Annotated in this window: 15 protein-coding genes; 7 read left to right on the top strand and 8 right to left on the bottom strand. The window is 71.9% G+C overall.

Translation table 11 applies throughout. The features are described from left to right. The first annotated feature begins 22 nt into the window (after positions 1 to 22). The 4 genes from ABD207_RS10585 to ABD207_RS10570 all read left to right on the top strand — a co-directional run bounded on the left by ABD207_RS10585 (position 23) and on the right by ABD207_RS10570 (position 2,882). Positions 23 to 790, top strand: a complete 768-nt coding sequence (locus ABD207_RS10585; RefSeq protein WP_344011910.1) for an enoyl-CoA hydratase/isomerase family protein — start codon at positions 23 to 25, stop codon at positions 788 to 790. Between the two features lie 201 nt (positions 791 to 991). Further along, positions 992 to 1,600: an ATP-binding protein gene (locus ABD207_RS10580; RefSeq protein ID WP_344011907.1), complete on the top strand. Its 609-nt coding sequence runs from the start codon at positions 992 to 994 to the stop codon at positions 1,598 to 1,600. A gap of 100 nt (positions 1,601 to 1,700) precedes the next feature. Further along, positions 1,701 to 2,615, top strand: coding sequence for a helix-turn-helix domain-containing protein (locus ABD207_RS10575; RefSeq protein WP_344011905.1), 915 nt, complete (start codon positions 1,701 to 1,703; stop codon positions 2,613 to 2,615). Positions 2,616 to 2,669: 54 nt separating this feature from the next. Then, positions 2,670 to 2,882 (top strand): EF-hand domain-containing protein, encoded by a 213-nt coding sequence (locus tag ABD207_RS10570; protein WP_344003974.1) that lies wholly within the window; start codon positions 2,670 to 2,672, stop codon positions 2,880 to 2,882. 53 nt (positions 2,883 to 2,935) lie between these two features. On the opposite strand, the gene ABD207_RS10565 is transcribed toward ABD207_RS10570, so the two are convergent. The 4 genes from ABD207_RS10565 to ABD207_RS10550 all read right to left on the bottom strand — a co-directional run bounded on the left by ABD207_RS10565 (position 2,936) and on the right by ABD207_RS10550 (position 6,851). Continuing rightward, on the bottom strand, positions 2,936 to 3,493 hold the full coding sequence (locus ABD207_RS10565; protein ID WP_344011903.1) for a glycoside hydrolase family 25 protein: 558 nt from the start codon (positions 3,491 to 3,493) through the stop codon (positions 2,936 to 2,938). 79 nt (positions 3,494 to 3,572) lie between these two features. Then, positions 3,573 to 3,977, bottom strand: a complete 405-nt coding sequence (locus ABD207_RS10560) for a DUF779 domain-containing protein (RefSeq protein WP_344011902.1) — start codon at positions 3,975 to 3,977, stop codon at positions 3,573 to 3,575. Then, the gene (gene adh / locus ABD207_RS10555; protein WP_344011901.1) at positions 3,977 to 5,494 is read right to left on the bottom strand and encodes an aldehyde dehydrogenase; all 1,518 of its coding nucleotides are present in this window, start codon (positions 5,492 to 5,494) and stop codon (positions 3,977 to 3,979) included. Before adh ends, ABD207_RS10560 begins: the two co-directional genes overlap by 1 nt. Before the next feature lie 115 nt (positions 5,495 to 5,609). Next, complete coding sequence (locus ABD207_RS10550) at positions 5,610 to 6,851, bottom strand: GAF domain-containing protein (RefSeq protein WP_344011899.1); 1,242 nt, start codon at positions 6,849 to 6,851, stop codon at positions 5,610 to 5,612. 257 nt (positions 6,852 to 7,108) lie between these two features. Between ABD207_RS10550 and ABD207_RS10545 the strand changes: the two genes are divergently transcribed. From ABD207_RS10545 to ABD207_RS10535, 3 genes are read left to right on the top strand one after another with little or no spacing between them, the layout of a single operon-like run. Next, complete coding sequence (locus ABD207_RS10545; RefSeq protein ID WP_344011898.1) at positions 7,109 to 8,377, top strand: iron-containing alcohol dehydrogenase; 1,269 nt, start codon at positions 7,109 to 7,111, stop codon at positions 8,375 to 8,377. Positions 8,378 to 8,408: 31 nt separating this feature from the next. Next, the gene (locus ABD207_RS10540) at positions 8,409 to 9,785 is read left to right on the top strand and encodes a MadS family sensor histidine kinase (protein WP_344011897.1); all 1,377 of its coding nucleotides are present in this window, start codon (positions 8,409 to 8,411) and stop codon (positions 9,783 to 9,785) included. Next, positions 9,775 to 10,449, top strand: a complete 675-nt coding sequence (locus ABD207_RS10535) for a MadR family response regulator transcription factor (RefSeq protein WP_344011896.1) — start codon at positions 9,775 to 9,777, stop codon at positions 10,447 to 10,449. Before ABD207_RS10540 ends, ABD207_RS10535 begins: the two co-directional genes overlap by 11 nt. A gap of 57 nt (positions 10,450 to 10,506) precedes the next feature. Here the strand turns inward: ABD207_RS10535 and mftM are convergent, their stop codons facing one another. From mftM to mdo, 4 genes are all read right to left on the bottom strand, one after another. Next, a complete protein-coding gene (mftM, locus tag ABD207_RS10530) occupies positions 10,507 to 11,433 on the bottom strand; it encodes a mycofactocin oligosaccharide methyltransferase MftM (protein WP_344011895.1) in 927 nt (308 codons plus the stop codon). A 64-nt stretch (positions 11,434 to 11,497) separates the two neighbouring features. After that, complete coding sequence (locus ABD207_RS10525; RefSeq protein ID WP_344011893.1) at positions 11,498 to 13,015, bottom strand: VWA domain-containing protein; 1,518 nt, start codon at positions 13,013 to 13,015, stop codon at positions 11,498 to 11,500. Positions 13,016 to 13,042: 27 nt separating this feature from the next. Next, positions 13,043 to 14,335 carry an AAA family ATPase gene (locus ABD207_RS10520; RefSeq protein ID WP_344011892.1) on the bottom strand — a complete coding sequence of 431 codons (1,293 nt, stop codon included), beginning with the start codon at positions 14,333 to 14,335 and terminating at the stop codon, positions 13,043 to 13,045. A 105-nt stretch (positions 14,336 to 14,440) separates the two neighbouring features. Beyond that, the gene (gene mdo / locus ABD207_RS10515) at positions 14,441 to 15,733 is read right to left on the bottom strand and encodes an NDMA-dependent methanol dehydrogenase (RefSeq protein ID WP_344011890.1); all 1,293 of its coding nucleotides are present in this window, start codon (positions 15,731 to 15,733) and stop codon (positions 14,441 to 14,443) included. Between the last annotated feature and the right edge of the window lie 129 nt (positions 15,734 to 15,862).

Raw genomic sequence — 15,862 nt, 5'->3', positions numbered from 1 at the left:
TAGCCCCCGTTAACCTGCTCTCATGACCGTGAATCTCGAAGTCGCCGAGGGCGTCGGCACGCTGCGCCTGGACCGCCCGCCCATGAACGCGCTGGACGTCGCCACCCAGGACCGGCTCAAGGAACTCGCCGAGGAGGCCACCCGCCGCGACGACGTGCGGGCCGTGGTGATCTACGGCGGGGAGAAGGTGTTCGCGGCCGGCGCGGACATCAAGGAGATGCAGGCCATGGACCACACCGCGATGGTCCTGCGCGCCCGCGCCCTGCAGGACTCCTTCACCGCGGTGGCCCGCATCCCCAAGCCGGTGGTGGCCGCGGTCACCGGCTACGCGCTCGGCGGCGGCTGCGAGCTGGCGCTCTGCGCCGACTACCGCATCGCGGCGGAGAACGCCAAGCTGGGCCAGCCGGAGATCCTGCTCGGCCTCATCCCGGGCGCGGGCGGCACCCAGCGCCTGGCGCGGCTGATCGGCCCGTCCAAGGCGAAGGACCTGATCTTCACCGGCCGCCAGGTCAAGGCCGACGAGGCGCTGGCGCTGGGCCTGGTGGACCGGGTGGTGCCCGCCGAGGAGGTGTACTCCGCCGCGCACGCCTGGGCGGCGAAGCTCGCGCAGGGGCCGGCGATCGCGCTGCGCGCGGCCAAGGAGTCCATCGACACCGGCCTGGAGACGGACATCGACACCGGTCTCGCCGTGGAACGCAACTGGTTCGCGGGCCTGTTCGCCACCGAGGACCGGGAGCGCGGGATGCGCAGCTTCGTGGAGGAAGGGCCGGGCAAGGCGAAGTTTCTCTGACGGTCCTCTGACGGTCCTCTGACGGCGAGGTGAAAACCTGCGCCAGGGCTTGCAATTGACGCGATGTCTGATTCCAGTCCCTCGGCAGGGCGGTTTATGGCAGCCTTAAGGGCGTCTTAAGCCCGCCTTGTCGAGGGAGTCCGTCGATTGCCGCAGAGCGAGCCGTTTCCGCAGGTGAGGCAGGGTGCCGACGGCTGCGAAATGCCTCTGGCATATGACGGCGGACCGATGCGGAAGGGGGGCGCACGGGGGGCGTATTCCTCCGGAACGGCCCCCGGGGCCGCCCCCGGCGGTCATGATGGGGGCATGGCGGGGCTGGAGGGTATGGAACAGCCGCGGGGAGACGGACGTGCCACTGCGTCGCGCTGGTCGCCGACGGTCGAGGACGAACGCTCCCTGAAGGCGCTGGAGTTGTTCGGCAACCCCACGGAGCAAGAGGTTCCGTTGCCGTCCCGCCCCGAGTCCGCGGCCACCGCCCGCCGACTGGTCCAGATGGTGATCCTGCGCCAGTGGGGCCTCAACGCCAGGACCACCGAGGACGCCGTCTTACTCGTCTCCGAGCTGGTCGGCAACGCCGTACGCCACACCGGCGCCCGCGTCTTCGGGCTGCGGCTGCGCCACCGCCGCGGCTGGATCCGCGTCGAGGTCCGCGACCCGTCCCGCGGCCTGCCCTGTCTGATGCCGGTCCAGGAGATGGACATCAGCGGACGCGGCCTCTTCCTCGTCGACAAGCTGGCCGACCGCTGGGGCGTCGACCTGCTGCCCCGCGGCAAGACCACCTGGTTCGAGATGCGCGTCACCGACCGCTGAGCGCGCATCCGGTGTCACCGGCCACCATGCGCGCCCCGCGTCACAGACCGCCGGGCGCGTCCTTGAGTCTCCACCCGCTGGAGACACCACACTCCTCGCCATGAATGAAGACGGCACCGAGCTGTTCACCATCGGTGAGCTGGCCCGCGCCACCGGCCTGTCCGTGCGCACCATCCGCTACTGGTCCGACGAGGGCGCCCTGCCCCCGGTGGCCCGCTCCAGCGGCGGCTACCGCCTCTACGACGCCGCAGCAGCGGCCCGCCTCGAGCTGATCCGCACCCTGCGCGAACTGGGCCTGTCGCTGGCGGACGTCCGGCGGATCCTGGCCGGCGAGACCACCGTCGCCCAGGTCGCGGCGGCCCATGTGGCGGCCCTGGACGCACAGATCCGCACTCTGAAGGTGACCCGTGCGGTGCTGTCGACCGTGGCACGACGCGGCTCGACCGCCGAGGAGACGACACTGATGAACAGACTGGCCCGCCTGTCGGCGGCGGAGCGCCGCCGCATCGTCGACGACTTCATGACGGAGATCTTCGAGGGCCTCGACACCGCCGACCCCGACATCCGCGGCCGGCTGCGCTTCGCCGCGGCCGACCTGCCCGACGACCCCACCCCCGAGCAGGTGGACGCCTGGGTGGAGCTGGCCGAGCTGATCCAGGACCCGGAGTTCCGGGCCGCCATGCGCAGAATGATCGAGTTCAACGCGGCCGACCGGGCCCCGGACACCCCCGCGGGCACCTCCCTGTGGTTCATGAGCCGCCTCGTGCAGCGCGCCGGCGAGGCCCTCAAGGAGAACGTCGCCCCAAAATCGCCTCGCGCCGCCGAAATCCTGCGCGACCTGATCGGTGACGCCGATCCCGCCGCCGTGAAGGAGCGCCTCGCCGCGGGCACCGACCCGCGCCTCGCCCGCTACCGCGCCCTCAACGCGATCGTGAACGGCCAGGAACCCCCCGCCTCCTACGAGGCGGAGTTCGCCTGGGTGGTCGCCGCACTGGACGCGAGGGCGGCCAGCTAATCTGACCTGCGACAGCAAGCCAGTACGAAGAGCACATGAACGAGGGGCGGATCGGTGGCGGACATCGAAGAAGCGCGCAAGCAGTTCGAGCGGATCGACACGAACGGGGACGGTTACATCACCGCTGCCGAGTTCAAGACCGCTCTGGCCCAGGGCGGCGACTGGAACGTCACCGAGGCGGTCGCCGAGGCGATCATCGCCAGCCGCGACCTCGACGGCGACAAGCTGCTGTCCTTCGACGAGTTCTGGGCCCACCTGAACAAGTGACCCGCGGCGCCGGGTGACCCGCAGCGCCTGAGGCCCGGTCTCGCGGCCGGGCCTCAGGCGCCCCCGGCCCACTCCTGCAGTGCCGCCTTGCCGGCGAAGCCGGCGACGTTCTTGTCCAGCGGGTCGTCGGTGTACTGGTGGAAGCGCCACTTGGCCTTGATGCGGGGCTTGCCCGCGGTGACGTAGTCGGCGATCCACAGGCCGTCGCCGGCGTAGGAGGTGGTGTCCACGTTGAGCCAGAAGTTGCGGTTGCAGTAGAGGATCACCCGGTGGTCCGGGCGGAGTGACTTCACCGTGCGGATGAAGGAGTCCTTCTCCGCGTTGCTGGCCCGGGTCCCGTCGCCCGTGGCCTCCCAGTCGACGGCGAGGATGTCCCCGGCGCGTTCCGGGGCCTTGGAGACGAAGTACTCGGCCTGGGCGGTGAGATGGCCCGGCCAGAGGAAGTGGTAGAAGCCCGTCACCAGACCGGCGTCGCGGGCCGTCTTCGTCTGGGCGGCGAGCTTGGGGTTGACGTAGGAACGGCCCTCGGTCGCCTTGATGAAGACGAAGGAGAGGCCGTCGGTGTCGTAGGACGAGGGCTGGTACGAACTGACGTCGATACCGCGCAGCATGATGCTCCCGAAGTGCCGGGGGATGTTCCGGGGGAAGTTCTGGAATCAAGGATTCCCCCGGCACTTCGCGGCAACCGTGTCAGTCCGTGACGTCGGCCCCCGTCGGCAACGGCGGCTCCGCCTCGGCCCGTTGGAACTCCTCGTCGGTGAGAACCCGGGAGCGGAGCAGGAAGCGGACGCCCTCGGGCGCCTCCAGCGAGAAGCCGCTGCCCCGGCCGGGCACCACGTCGACGGTGAGGTGGGTGTGCCGCCAGTAGGCGTACTGGTCGGCGCTCATCCAGAACGGCGTGTCACCGGCGACATGTCCGAGCAGGACGTCGGAGGCGCCGACCCGGAACTCGCCGCGCGGGTAGCACATCGGTGCGCTGCCGTCGCAGCAGCCGCCGGACTGGTGGAACATCAGCGGACCGTGCATGCCCTTCAGCTTGTCCACCAGTTCCTCGGCCGCCTGCGTCAGTTCGACCCGGGTCACGCGCGCTCCCATCAGAAGAAGCCGAGCTTCTTGGCCGAGTAGCTCACCAGCAGGTTCTTGGTCTGCTGGTAGTGGTCGAGCATCATCTTGTGCGTCTCGCGGCCGATGCCGGACTTCTTGTAGCCGCCGAACGCCGCGTGCGCCGGGTAGGCGTGGTAGCAGTTGGTCCACACCCGGCCCGCCTTGATCTCGCGGCCCATGCGGTAGGCGGTGTTGCCGTCCCGGGTCCACACGCCGGCGCCCAGGCCGTACAGCGTGTCGTTGGCGATCTTCAGGGCCTCGTCGACCGAGTCGAACGTGGTCACCGACACCACCGGGCCGAAGATCTCCTCCTGGAAGATCCGCATGTCGTTGGTGCCCCGGAAGATCGTCGGCTCGATGTAGTAGCCGCCCTCGAGCCCCTCCACCGTGCGCGGACCGCCGCCGGTGAGCAGCTCGGCGCCCTCCTTCTTGCCGATGTCGATGTAGGACAGGATCTTCTCGTACTGGTCGTTGCTGGCCTGCGCGCCGATCATGGTCGCCGGGTCCAGCGGGTTGCCGCTGACGATGGCCTTGGTGCGCTCGACGCAGCGGGCCATGAACTCGTCGTAGATCGACGAGTGGATCAGCGCCCGGGACGGGCAGGTGCACACCTCGCCCTGGTTGAGCGCGAACATCACGAAGCCCTCGACGGCCTTGTCCAGGAAGTCGTCGTCGGCGGCCGTCACGTCCGGCAGGAAGATGTTGGGCGACTTGCCGCCCAGCTCCAGCGTGACCGGGATGATGTTCTCGCTGGCGTACTGCATGATCAGGCGTCCGGTGGTGGTCTCACCGGTGAACGCCACCTTCGCGATGCGCGGGTTGGAGGCCAGCGGCTTGCCCGCCTCCACGCCGAAGCCGTTGACGACGTTGAGCACGCCCGGCGGCAGCAGGTCGGCGATCAGCTCGACCACGTACAGCAGGCTGGCCGGGGTCTGCTCGGCGGGCTTGATGACCACGCAGTTGCCGGCCGCCAGCGCGGGCGCCAGCTTCCACGCGGCCATCAGGATCGGGAAGTTCCACGGGATGATCTGACCGACCACGCCCAGCGGCTCGTGGAAGTGGTACGCCACCGTGTCCGCGTCGATCTCCGCGATGCTGCCCTCCTGGGCGCGCACCACCCCGGCGAAGTACCGGAAGTGGTCCACGGCGAGCGGGATGTCGGCGGCCAGCGTCTCGCGCACCGGCTTGCCGTTCTCCCAGGTCTCCGCGACGGCGATCTTCTCCAGGTTCTCCTCGATCCGGTCGGCGATCCTGTTGAGGATGTTCGCCCGCTCGGTGGTGGAGGTACGGCCCCACGCAGGCGCGGCGGCGTGCGCGGCGTCCAGCGCCAGCTCGATGTCCGCGGCGGAGGAGCGGGCCACCTCGCAGATGACCTTGCCGGTGACCGGGCTCGGGTTCTCGAAGTAGCGGCCTTCGACGGGGGCGACCCACTTTCCGCCGATGAAGTTGTCGTACCGGCTGTTGAAGGCGACGATGCTGCCGTCCGTGCCGGGCTGCGCGTACACCATGGCGGCTCTCCTCAGGGGATGGTGAGTTGCGGTGGTCCGACGGACCGTGCCGTCGTGATGCCGCTCACTGTGACTCCCCGAGGTTGGCGGGAGGTTGGCGCGAACGGCCCCCTTCTCAGTCGCGCAGCGCGGTGCTGAGCCGGCCCACCGCGATCGGCCGGCGGGTGTCGCCGGGCGCCAGCAGCCGCAGCGCCCGCTGGTGCACCTCCGCGTCGTACGGGGCCCGCTCGCCATAGCTCAGGCTGTGCTGGGGATCGGTGCTGGCCAGGACCGCCTCGCGCACGGCGACCTCCAGCTGGGCCCGCCACTCGACGATGCCGGGCGCCTCGGAGCGGGGCAGCAGCGGCCCGCCGTAGTGGCGCAGCGCGGTGGTGAGGTCGCCCTGCTTCAGCGCGTGCAGCACGTCCACGGCGTCGCAGGAGACCGGGCCGGTCAGGGCGTAGCGGCGCGGCGCGATCCCGCCGCCCAGCGCGCGGCGCAGATGGGAGACCTCCGCCTTGAACGTGGACGCGGTGACCGGGCGGTCGCCGTACAGCGCCTCCCGCAGCCGGTCGGCGGTGAAGCCCTCCGGCTCCAGCGCCAGCAGGGTGAGGATCTCCAGCTGGCGCGGGCGCAACGGCAGCGGGGCGCCGCCGCGTTCGGCCCGCTCGGCGCCCAGGCAGGTCAGCCGCACGGGCGCGGCGGACAGAGCCGGCGGCTGCGCGGGCAGCTCGGTGCGCAGCCGGCTCTCGATGGCGGACACCAGGGAGCGGACCGTGGACATCGCGAGCGGGTGCGAGCGGTCCCAGGTGGTGGACAGGTCAAGCACGCCGAGGATGCGGCCGTCGGGTGCGTGCACCGGCGCGCAGTAGCAGACCCAGCCGTGCAGCGCGCTCACCAGGTGCTCGGCGGAGAAGATGGTGCTCGGGCGGCCGGTGCGCAGCGCCAGCGACAGGGCGTTGGTGCCCATGGCGGGCTCGTCCCAGCGGCCGCCGGGCGCGAAGTTGACCCGCTCGGCGCGGGCCCGCATGGTGCGTCCGCCGCAGGTCCACAGGATGGTGCCGGACTCGTCGGTCACGGCGCTGACAAAACCGGCGTCCTCGGCGATGCTGCGCAGCTCGTCCGCCAGGTCGTCGACCGGCCGGCGCAGCGGCGAGCCGGCCCAGCGGCGGGCCACCGAACCGTCCTCGGACACCGGCGCGCTGTCCACCCGCGGGTCCACCATGACCAGGGAGCGGCCCCACGACTCGGTCACCTCGGGCCGCAGCGCCCCTCGGGCCGGCGGTATGGCCCCGACCGCCTTGCGGCCGGCCACCCAGCGGGACCACTCGTCCTCCAGCGTCGCCCTGCGCTGCCAGAGGTCGCTGCGCTGTGACATCTGCTTCCCTGTCGTCGAACGGGGACAGTCGGCCATTGTCCGCCGGGGCGGACCGGAGCACACCTGTCCATTCGGACGGGTACGCGCGCTCCGGTCGGACGGGTTCCGCCCGTGGACGCGCATGCCTACGGTGGTGCTCGGTGAGGAGGTAAGGGCCAGTCGGTCTGTTGTAAGAGTTATCCGACAGCGAAGCGGCAAAATCAAGGTTGCACTTATGTTGCCGGCCTCGACTGCAAGCAACGATCCGGGGAGGTCGCGTGGCGCTCATTCCAGGGCCGGTGGTCACCGATCGGGAACCGAGTGCCGACTGGAGCGGTGACCAGCGGTGGGAGCTGGCCGGACCGCAGCAGACCGGCGCGGAGGCCGCCCCGCAGCCCGCCCGGCTGGCCAAGTTCCATGTACCCGAGATCGTCTTCGGACCCGGCTCGCTGGCCGAGATCGGCCACTGCGCGCTGCGGCTCGGCGGCCGCCGGCCGTTCCTGGTCACCGACCCGGGGCTGATCGAGGCCGGGTGGGTGGAGGAGGCCGCCGGTCATCTGCGCCGGGTCGGGCTGCGCCCCGTGATCTGGCACGACGTGACCCCCAACCCGAAGGACCACGAGGTCGAGGCCGGGTTCGGGCGGTACGTGGAGAGCGGCTGCGACGTGATCGTGGGCGTCGGCGGCGGCTCCGTCATCGACGCCGCCAAGGGCGTGGCGATCCTGGCGTCCAACGGCGGCCACATCCTCGGCTACGAGGGCGTGGACCGGGTGGTGCAGCCGATCCCGCCGACCGTGATGGTGCCGTCCACCTCGGGCACCGGCGCCGATGTGTCGCAGTTCGCGGTCATCACGGACACCACCCAGCACATCAAGATCACCATTGTCAGCCGGACCCTGGTCCCGGAGATCTCCGTCATCGACCCGCGGCTGCTGACCACCATGCCGGACTGGCTGAACGCCGCGACCGGCCTGGACGCGCTGACCCACGCGATCGAGGCGTTCGTGTCCCGGGCGCACAATCCGCTGACCGACATCCACGCCCTGCACGCCGTCGAACTGATCACCCGGAACCTGGTGCGCACCCAGATCCAGCCGAAGGACTTCGGCGCCCGGCTCGCCATGGCGCAGGCGTCGCTGGAGGCCGGGATGGCCTTCACCAACGCCATCCTCGGCGCCACCCACGCCATGAGCCACCAGGTCGGCGGGCTGCTGGACGCGCCGCACGGCGTGGTCAACGGCGTGCTGCTGCCGCATGTGATCCGCTTCAACGCCCAGGCGTGGCCGGAGCGTTTCGCCGCCCTCGGCGCGGCGGCCGGGATCCCCACCGACGGCGTCCCTCCCTACGAGGTGGCGATCCAGCTGGCCGATCGGGTGCGCGCGCTCGCCGACGACCTGGGCGTGCCCAAGGGGCTGGCGAGCCTCGGGGTCGCGGAGTCCGACGTGTCCGTACTGGCCCGCACCACTCTGAAGGACGCGTGCATGGCCACCAACCCGCGCGACATCGACCGGCACGCCGCCGAGACGCTGTTCCGCGAGGCGCTGTGAAGCGCCACGGCCAGCGGGAGAGGCGAGCCGGATGAGCAGCGTTCCCGAACGGTCCCCGTGGACCGACGACCTGGGCGTCCTCACCGGGCTGCGGTCGGGCAAACGGTCCTACTACCCCGCCTATGTGCGTTCCATGGAGCGGCTGGAGCGGACCGTGGAGGCCCTGGACGGCATCTCCCGTGCGCTGGTGCGCACCGCCGAGGGCCCGCGCGCCCTGGTGGAGGCCGTGATCCGGGCGGCGGCGGAGCATCTGCAGGCCCGCCGCCTGCTGCTGGTGGTCGCCGACGGGGCGCTGCGCGCGGCCCGGCCGCGCTTCCTGCTCTACGCCGACGACGTGCTGATCGACGACGAGACCCGGGTGCCCGCCGAGGCGCGCGAGCACCTGGCCGTGCTGCGCACCCGGCCCTGGGAGGCCGAGGCGCCCGCCGGGGGCGGCGGCTGGGTGCGGGCGCCGATGACCCTGGACGACGAGCCGGTCGGCGGCATCGCCGCCCAGCCGGGCCCCGGCGTGGAGGTCGCGGACACCGACCTCGCGGTGCTGCGGGTGCTCGCCAACCAGGCCGCCGTCGCCCTGCACAACACCTACCTCTTCCATGCCGCGACCGCGCTGCGCGGCCGCACCGAGGAGCTGTCGGAGGCCGCCGAACGCCAGGCCAGGGACCTCGCCGCGCGCAGCGCGGAACTCGCCGAGACCCAGGCCCGCCTGTTCGACGCGATGCGCCGGCAGACGCTCGACGACGAACGCCACCGCATCGCCCGCGAACTGCACGACAGCGTCACCCAGTACGTGCTCAGCGCGGGCATGACGATGGAGGTGTGCCGGGCCGAACTGGAGGCGCTGGGCGGACCCGCGGCCCGGATCGCCGGGCGGCTCGCCGAGGCCAAGGACCTCAACCGGCAGGCCGTGGAACGGCTGCGCGCCTCCATCTACGCGCTGCACCACACCGAGGAGCCACCGGGCCCGCTGCCGGTGATGCTGGAGCGGCTCTCCACGGTGCACCTGCCCACCGCGCTGGACGTCCGGGTGGAGGTCCGGGGCCGTCCGGTGCCGCTGCCGCCGCGCGCCGAGCAGTCCGTGCTCCGGCTGACCGGCGAGGCACTGTTCAACTCCGCCACCCACGGCAAGGCCGCCCGCGCCCTGGTCCGGCTCCGCTATCTGCCGGACGTGCTGGTGCTGACCGTCTCCGACGACGGCACCGGAGACCCCGCGCATCTGCGGCGGGTGCTGGCGCTGTCCCGGGCCGCCGACCTGTCCGGCCGGCACCGCGGCCTCGCCAACATGGTGGCCAGGGTCGAGGAGCTCGGGGGCAGCCTGACCATCCGCCGCTCGAAGCTGGGCGGCGTCCTGCTGCGGGCCCGCATCCCGCTTCCGGTACGCGTCGACGAGGAGACGGCCGATGACCGCTGACACGACCACGGACACCCGTCAGGGCAGCACGGACACCCTGCGGATCGTGCTGGTGGACGATCACGCGATCGTCCGGCACGGGCTCAGGTCGATCCTGGAGCGCGAGAGCGACCTCGAGGTGGTCGGCGAGGCCAGCACCGCCGCCGAGGCCGAGGCCGTCGTGGACCGGGTACGGCCCGCGATCGTGCTGCTGGACCTGAAGCTGTCCACCGGGGCCGACACCGAGGGCCTGGAGCTGTGCGCGAGCCTGACCCGCCGCCATCCGCGACTGGCGGTGCTGGTGCTGACCACCTTCCTCGACGACAACCTCGTGGTCGAGGCGATCCGGCACGGGGCGCGCGGCTATGTCGTCAAGGACGTCGACACCACCGAACTGCTGCGCTCCATCCGGGCCGTGGCCCGCGACGAGAGCGCCTTCGACTCGCACGCCGCCGCGGCGATGGTCCGCTCGATGCGGGTGGGGCCCGAACAGCCCCGGTTCACCGAACGCGAGCTGAAGGTCCTGCCGCTGCTCGCCCGCGGGCTCAGCAACCGCGAGATCGGCGCGGAACTGTACATCTCGGAGACCACCGTCAAGTTCCATGTGCGCAACATCATGCGCAAGATGGACGTCGGCAGCCGCGCCGAGGTCGTCTACGAGGCCAGCAAACTGGGCGTGATCTGAGGTCCGGCCTGGTCCTCTGTGCTCATCGGTGTCGCTCGCCCGGGGTGCTCCTCCGCGTCACCGGCCGGGGTCGAGGACCAGCCAGCCGCCGTGGTACGAGTCGACCGCGTACGGCACCCGGGTGCGGCGGCCGAGCGCGGCGAGCCGGTCCGGGTCGAAGCAGCGCACATGCCCGTACGCGGCGGTCGGCTCGTCCTCGTACGGCACGGCCACCACCACCCGGCGGCGCGCCAGCCGCAGCGCCTCCCGGACCACGGTGTCCCCGTGCCCGGGTTCCAGGTGCTCCAGGACGTGGATGACGGTCACGGTGTCCACCGACCGGTCGGGCAGCGGCACCCGCGCCGCGTCGCACACCAGCGTCGCCAGGGCGGTGCCCCGCGCCCGCGCGACCTCGGCCAGCAGCCGCATGGTGCCCCGGGAGAGGTCGGACGCGGTCACCGCGCCCTGCCGCCGCTCGGCGAGCAGCAGCGGCAGGAACCCGAAGCAGGAGCCCAGGTCCAGCACCGAGCCCCGGCCGACGAGTTCGAGGGCCCGTCCGTAGACGGGGGCGAACCCGGCGATCGACGAGTGCACGGCGTCAGCCGGCCGGTGGGCGCAGCGCCGGATCCGGGTGAGGGTGTTGTCGTAGAAGGTGGTCCAGGCGGCCAGCGGGCCGTCCACACAGGAGCGCACCACGCCCGTGAACACCCGCTCGAAGACGTCGTTCCCGGACAGCCAGCCCGGCGCGAACAGCTCCTCGGCGAGGAGTCCCGCCAGATCGTTGTCCAGCTGATCGGGGCGCAGCCAGTGCCCCAGTTCGACCCGCCGGCCGCGGCGGCGCAGGCTGAAGTGCTCGGTGCGGACGATGGGATCCGGCACCGTGGCGCAGCCGGGACGCTCGCGCACCACGTGCACCACCGCGTCGGTGTACCGGCCGGGCGCACCCGGCGCCAGCGGGTCGATGCGGCGCGCGGCGACGGCGATGCGCGGCGGGGAGACGCTCATGACGGCTGCTCCGTCAGGAGACGGGACCATGACGGCCGCTCCGCCGGAGGATCTGCCACGGTGCTCATCGGCCGGTCGCCTCCGCGGCCAGCCGGTGGGCCACGCGTTCCAGCCCGGCGAGGTCGCCGACCACCTGCACCCGGTCGCAGTGCTCCGCGTACCGGGGCAGGTCGCAGGCGCCCAGGGACCAGGACCAGCGCGGCTCCGGGGTGAGCCAGACCGTCTGCCGCACCCGGCGGGTGATCTCCTCGAAGGCGGCCAGTCCCGGCGGGTTGCCGTTGCCCCGGCCGTCGCCGAGGACCAGCAGCGTGGTGCGCCGGCCGAGCGCGGGGGAGTGCTCGGCCAGCAGCAGCTCCAGCGTCCGGCCGTAGTCGGAGGTGGCGTCCACGTCGAGCAGACCGCCCGCCGGCAGTCCGTCGAAGACCAGGCCGAGCGCCTTGTGCAGCGGATGCTCCGCGAACAGCTCGGTGATCTCGACCGGTTCGTCGACGAAGGCGAACGAGCGGACCTGACCGAACAGGGACTGCAGCCCGTGCACCAGATGCAGGGTGAAGCGGGCGGTGGCGCGCACCGACAGCGACACGTCCGCGAGGACGACCAGCCGCGGCCGGTCCTCCGCGCGGGTCACCGTGACCGGCCGGAACGGCACACCGTCGTAGCGCATATTGCGGCGCATGGTGCGGCCCGGATCCACGCGGCCCCGGGGCGTGGCGCGCCGGCGGCTGGTGAGCGCCCCGCCCAGGGTGCGGCCCACCCGCCGCAGCGCCTCCTCCAGTTGCTCCCGCTCCGCCTCGTCGATGCTCTCGGTGCGGGCGCGACCGGCGATCCGGGCCGACTCCACGGCCACCGCCTCGAGTTCGGCGAGCCGGTCCAGATGGCGGGCGAGCAACTCGGGCAGCCGGTCGACGACACCGGCCAGCGGGCCACGCGCACCGGCGTCGTCGTCCCGTTCGTCGTCGGACGCGCCGGACGGGCGGCCGAGCAGGGCGTCCGCCTGCGCCACGGACAGCTCGGTGCCGAGCCGGTGACCGGTGCCGGGGGCGAGCCGTCCGGGCACCCCGGCGCCGTGCAGGCGCTCCGTCTCCAGCTGCACCGAGGGGGCGCCCGCGGCGTCCGTGCCGCCGTCCTCCGACAGCACGATCTCGTCGGTCATCGAGGCCAGGTCGATCTTGTTGGCCTCCTGGTGCAGGTTGTACTGCTCGGCCAGGTCCCGCTGGTCGAAGTAGTCGCGGATGTCGGACGGCTTGCCGTGGCTGTGGCCCTGCCGCGGAGTCCCGGCCGGTTCCTCGGAGACGGTGTACGACTCCAGCTCCCCGGTGTCGGTCAGGTCGTCGTGGGCGTGATCGTGACCGTGCCCTCCGGCGTCCCGCGCCACCGGGCGCAGCGCGAAGAACGCGGTGAACAGCTCGTCGAACAGCTCGTCGTCCCGCCGGTCCTTGACCAGCGTCATCCGCAGCGCCTCCCGCAGCGTCTCCCGGTCGGCGAGCACACCGGGCTGGGCGGCCCCGCGCATGGCGTCCAACGCCTCCGAGGCCGAGACCCGCATCCCGGACAGCCGCAGCAGGCGGACGAATCGGTGCACCCCGGCTTCCATCTCCCACCCCCGCTGTCAGCCGTCGCCGGTGCGGCGGCGGGCCACGGCGGCGAAGGCACGGGCACCCTGGCCGGAACCGGGCTCGGCGCGGCGGACGGGGCCGGGACCGGGCGAGCCGTAGTAGCCGTCGTCGTGCCGGCCCGGCAGGTCCTTGGCCTTGCGCACCTCACGCCCGTCGGGCCCGGCGTCGGGGTCGTCGCCGGTGTCGCGGTGCTGCCCGTTGTGGCGGTGGGGGTGCCCGTCGTGGTGGTGACCGTCGTGGTGATGGGCTCCGTGGTGATGGCCTCCGTGGTGAGGGTGCCCGTCGTGGTGGTGGCCCCCGTGCAGGTGCCCCGGCTCGGGCAGCTCCCGGTTGGGGTCGACCAGACGGGGCAGCACCTCCTGGGCGCGCCCGAGATCGCGCTCGTACTTGAGCACCACCCCGGCGGTCTCGGCGAGGACCGCCGGATCGAGCTCCTCCACGCCGAGCACCGCGAGCGTGCGGGCCCAGTCGATGGTCTCCGAGATGCTCGGGCTCTTGCGCAGCGGCAGCTCGCGCAGTCCTCGCACCACCTCGACGAGGTGCCGTGCCGCCGCCTCCGGCAGCCCCGTCCGCTTCGACCGCACGATCTGAAGCTCGCGTTCCGCGTCCGGGTAGTCCAGGAAGAGATGCAGGCAGCGGCGCTTGAGCGCGGCGGACAGATCACGGGTGTTGTTCGAGGTCAGCACGACGAACGGCGGGACCTTCGCGGTGAAGGTGCCGACCTCCGGGACCGACACCTGGTACTCGGCGAGGCACTCCAGGAGCACGGCCTCCAGCGCCTCGTCGGCCCGGTCGACCTCGTCGATCAGCAGCACGGAGGGCTGCTCGCCGCGCACCGCGTCCAGCAGGGGGCGCGGCGCGAGGAACCGGTCGGAGAAGAACACGCTGTCCTGCTCCGCGATCCGGCGCACCGCCGAGGCCAGGTCGGGGGCGTCGGCCGTGAGGTCGCCGATCTTGTCGCGCAGCATCTGGGTGTAGAGCAGCTGCTTGCCGTAGTCCCACTCGTACAGGGCCCGGCTCTCGTCCTGGCCCTCGTAGCACTGCAGCCGCAGCAGCCGGCGCCCGGTGACCGCGGCGAGGGTCTTGGCCAGCTCGGTCTTGCCGACGCCGGCCGGGCCCTCCAGCAGCACCGGCTTGTTCAGCCGGGTCAGCAGGAACACGGTGGTGGCGAGCCGCCGGGAGGCGATGTAGCCGTGGGCCGCGAGACGTTCGGCGACGTCGTCGACCGAGGCGAACGCGGGAGTCTCGGCGTGGGTCTCGGTGTCCTCGGTGGGGATGGTGTGCACGTGTCCTCCGTCCGTCGGGGGGACGCCGGGGAAGCGGGGGCGGGGAGACGATGACCTCGGGCCGTCTCCCCGCCCCCGTGCCTGCCGGGCGTCGCCGGGGAGCGCTCAGCCGAGCAGGTCGTCCAGGTCGCCGGTCATGCAGTGCTCGACGACCGGGCGGACGGTGTCGAAGGTGCACTCCTTGGCGTTGCCCGGGGTGCAGGCGTCGCCGAGGACGTGGTGGGTGATGCGGTCCACGTCGGCCGCGTCGCCCGCGATCTCCTTGGCCCGCTCGTAGAACTTCGTCGGGCCCTGGCCCAGGCGGTTCTTGGAGTAGGTGTCCTGGCGGACGTCGGTGAACTTCTCCGGGATGCCGACGTCGCGCAGCAGCCGGATGCCCGCGGCGAGCGCCGCCTCGGCCGCCTTGACCTTGGTCATGCCGTGGGTGTCCACGCCCATCGCCTCGGCGATGTCCGCGAACCGCTCGTAGTGCGTGGGCATGTTGAACGCCCACACGCGGGGCAGCGCGATGGCGTTGTTGAGGCCGTGGTGGGTGTCGTAGAAGGCGCTCACGGCGTGCGAGATGGAGTGGATGATGCCCAGGCCGCCCGAGTTGAACGCCTGCGCCGCGATGTACTGGGCGTACATCATGCCCTCGCGCCCGGCCAGGTCCTGGCCGTTCCACACCGCCTGCCGCAGGTGACGTGCCGTCAGCCGGATGGCGTGCAGCGCGTTGCCCAGCGACGGCTGGAAGTCGAGCCGGGAGACGTACGGCTCGGAGGCGTGGGCGAGGACGTCGAAGCCGCACTGGGCGGTGTAGTCCAGCGGGCAGTCGTAGTACAGCGTCGGGTCGTCGATGGCGAGGGAGGCCACCGCGGCGTCGTCGAAGGCGACGTACTTGTGCGGGTTGTCCGGGTCGGTGGTGGTGTCGGTGATGACGTACGCCCACGAGGTCTCCGAACCGGTGCCGGCCGTGGTGGAGACCGCGATGTGCGGCGGGTTCTTGGGGTTCTCCGACTTGTTGAAGCCCTCGAAGTCGTTGACGTTGCGGCCGTCGTGGGCCACCGAGATCCGGGCGCCCTTGCAGGCGTCGTGCGCGGAGCCGCCGCCGATGGAGACGAAGGAGTCGCAGGCGTTCTCCTGGTACAGCGCCACGGCGTCCATGACGTTGTAGTCCTTGGGGTTGGACTCGACCTTGTCGTACAGCACGACCTCCAGGCCGTGGTACTTCAGCGACTCGACGATCTTGTGCACGGTGTCGCTGCCGCGCAGACCCGTGGTCATCACCAGCGTCCGCCGGAACCCCAGCTTCTTCGCCTCCGGACCGATCAGCTCATGGGCGCCGGGGCCCATCAGCGCCCGGGGGAAGGGGTGGAACTCCTTGATGGGGAAGGGCTTGAGAAGTTCTTCGACCTGCATGATCGCGACTGTCCTTTCCGCGCGGTGATCCGCGCGAGCTGCGTCGACTGCTCCGTCGCCGGCGGCGCAGGGTCCGGGGGGAGCACGGACGTGCCGGCAGTGTGCGGCGGGCTTCACCCTCCGGGAACG

It is taken from the genome of Streptomyces thermospinosisporus (genome assembly GCF_039526425.1).
Classification (GTDB): Bacteria; Actinomycetota; Actinomycetes; order Streptomycetales; family Streptomycetaceae; genus Streptomyces; species Streptomyces thermocarboxydovorans.
This window is presented reverse-complemented; position numbering and strand designations above follow the sequence as displayed.